Annotated in this window: 2 protein-coding genes; both read right to left on the bottom strand. The window is 32.3% G+C overall.

What is annotated here, in order from left to right; genetic code table 11:
* Positions 1 to 1,958 (bottom strand): putative mucin/carbohydrate-binding domain-containing protein (locus tag F8162_RS20245; RefSeq protein WP_151869342.1); only part of this gene is annotated, 1,958 nt, incomplete at its 3' end.
* 104 nt (positions 1,959 to 2,062) lie between these two features.
* Positions 2,063 to 2,626, bottom strand: a 564-nt coding sequence (locus F8162_RS20240; protein ID WP_318836125.1) for a putative mucin/carbohydrate-binding domain-containing protein, incomplete at its 5' end; no start/stop codon positions are given.

Here is a 2,626-nt window from a genome sequence, read left to right as displayed (position 1 = left end):
GCAAATTGATTTCCATCTAAAATTGTTGCTTCCGGCATTTTTTCTACTTTCTTCAGACCTTCTTTGGTAACTTCGTATATGGCTTTTTTTCCAAAGCTCTCTTGTTTACTATTATCGACATTCGTAAAAGTAGCTCTATGCACACCTTCTAAATGTGTTAGCTCGATATAATCTCCTACTTTGACTGGTACCTTTTGTGATTCAGCATTTTGCTGTTTGTTTCCATAAATATCTTTCTTGTATACTACTTTCCCTGATGCATTTTGTACTTTAATACTCGCGTATGTTTCATTAAAATAATGATGCGGTACGCCTGCTTTTAAGTCCACTTGCATTTCTTCTGTTAATTTATTGAAATTGATTTTAGCAAACTCAAAATCACTAATTCCTTTTAGTGACCATGCAAACTGCTTTCCTTCTAAAATATTAGAAGAATTCGGTATATCTGAATTAAAACCTAAGTTATCTAAGATAGATTTTAGATCAGGTAAGACGCCTATTCTATCATTCCACGGATCTTGAGATTTTGTTCCTGTATTTGGATTACTTAAGATGTTTCTTAATTCTGCTGGGGTATAAGGAGAACTTCGATGTTCTTTAGCAATACCTTGAATCGAAGTTGCTGCTCCAGCAATAATTGGTGAAGCACTTGATGTTCCACTAAATGTTGATGTATATAAATTTGTAGTATTTTGACTTGGATTTGCTGATGTTGTATCAACATTTTCTCCCCATCCATATACATCTACTCGACTTCCATAATTTGAAAACCATAAACGTTTATGTGGAACAGTTGATGATCCCGCCCCAACCATAATAGCACCTGAATCCTTAAAGTCTGGACTATTTCGATTTAAGATTTTTTTTCCATTACGATCTTTAAAATCATCTAAGTCATTTGAACCATTTGCGCCAGCTTCTATAATAATAATCCCTTTATCTGTACCAACACGAATCGCATCAAAAATATCTGGATGTACTTCTACAGGTAAATATTTATCCCCATACCCATCATACGAAGCTTGTGCCTCTAATAAAAGAATATCTCCTGCTTGTAAATTATGTACAGCGCTTAAAATGGCATCCGCTGTATTATAAATTCCATTATCCCTGATTTGGGATATTACTTTTACATTTGCTTTTGGTGCAATTCCAATATTTCCAATTTGATTATCTTCGGATGAAACAATTCCTAATACAGAAGTACCATGAGCCCTATGCTGGCTTATATTTTGTCCAGACATAAGCTTTATATTTTTATTGACTAAATCCTCATGGTTCAATAACCATCCATATTCCATATCAACAAAGGTTGTACCCTTTCCGTCACCACCTTTAATGCTCCAAGCGTGCGAGGCATTAATTCCTTTTGGTGCCGCTTCAAGATATCCTTGATTTTTAAATCTAGGATCATCATACGGATTAACAGATAAATCTGGTAACTTTATTTCAGGGGGTGTCAAAATTTGCTTTTCTTGTATATAAGCCTCCTCTACAAGAGATGATGTTTCAAATTTTTTCAATAATAATTCTATTTCTATGTTATTAGGAGCTTGTACAATATAATAATTTAATAAATTGTTAGCTGATTGATTAGCAAATGATGTAGAGTGTAATGATAACTTTTCAATCTCTATCGGATTTACAGATGAGAACAGGCGATTTAAAGTAAGTTCCGTATTTTCGGAAAATAACTTCTTTAAATTGTTATCATAATCCCCATTTTTTATTCGTTTCTCAATACCATCTTCATAAGGTAAGTCAATTTCATTTTTAAACTTTACAATTAATTGTTCTTCCTGTGAATCTCTTTTATTAGAATCTATTTCTTTGTATGTGACATTATAAGATTCAGCGTAAACTTTATTATGAATTCTATCATTTTGTAGTATTAGATCTGTTCCTACAAATGTTGTCATTGCAATTGATGAAATTAGAAACCCTTTGAATATGTTCATATTATACCCGCCAATCTATTTTCTCTTAAGCATTTTTTAATGCGTATAATAGTTAATATTTTTATATTATATATAAATCAATAATTTAAGTTTTGTAGTAAAATCTATGACTTTATTAATAATCCCATAGAGGTAACCTGATATATTCTTTTATTTCCTATATATTCCTGTTTACTATTCTCAAGATTAGTAAGTGTGGCGCGTGTCTTTTCCTTTTGTGCTTCTCCCTCTATATGAGTAAACTCAATATAATCCCCTACTTTGACTGAAACGGTTTGGCTTTCAGCAGCTTGTTGTCTATTTGCTACAATTTCTTTATTGTACAAGATATTGCCCGATGAGTTTTGAACTTTAATGCTTGCATACGTACTAGTAAAATAAGGATGAGGTATACCCGCTTCTAATTTAATCTGCATTTTCTCTGTTGCTTTGTTATATTCTATTTTCGCGATTTCTCGATCATTATATCCCTTTAATGACCATTCGAATTGATTTCCATCTAAAACCGTTGTTTCTGGCATTTTCTCTACTTTCTTCAGGCCTTCTTTTGTAACTTGATATCTTGCTATCTTTCCAATGGTTTCATTTTTGTTATTTTCAAGGTTAATTAAAGTCGCTCGCGTTTTTTCCTTTATTGCTTCCCCTTCTATATGAGTTAGTTCAATGTA

The sequence above is a fragment of the Bacillus sp. CH140a_4T genome (assembly GCF_008923725.1).
Taxonomy (GTDB): domain Bacteria; phylum Bacillota; class Bacilli; order Bacillales; family Bacillaceae_G; genus Bacillus_A.
The sequence above is the reverse complement of the archived record's forward strand: the minus strand, read 5'-3'. Positions and strand labels throughout refer to the sequence as shown.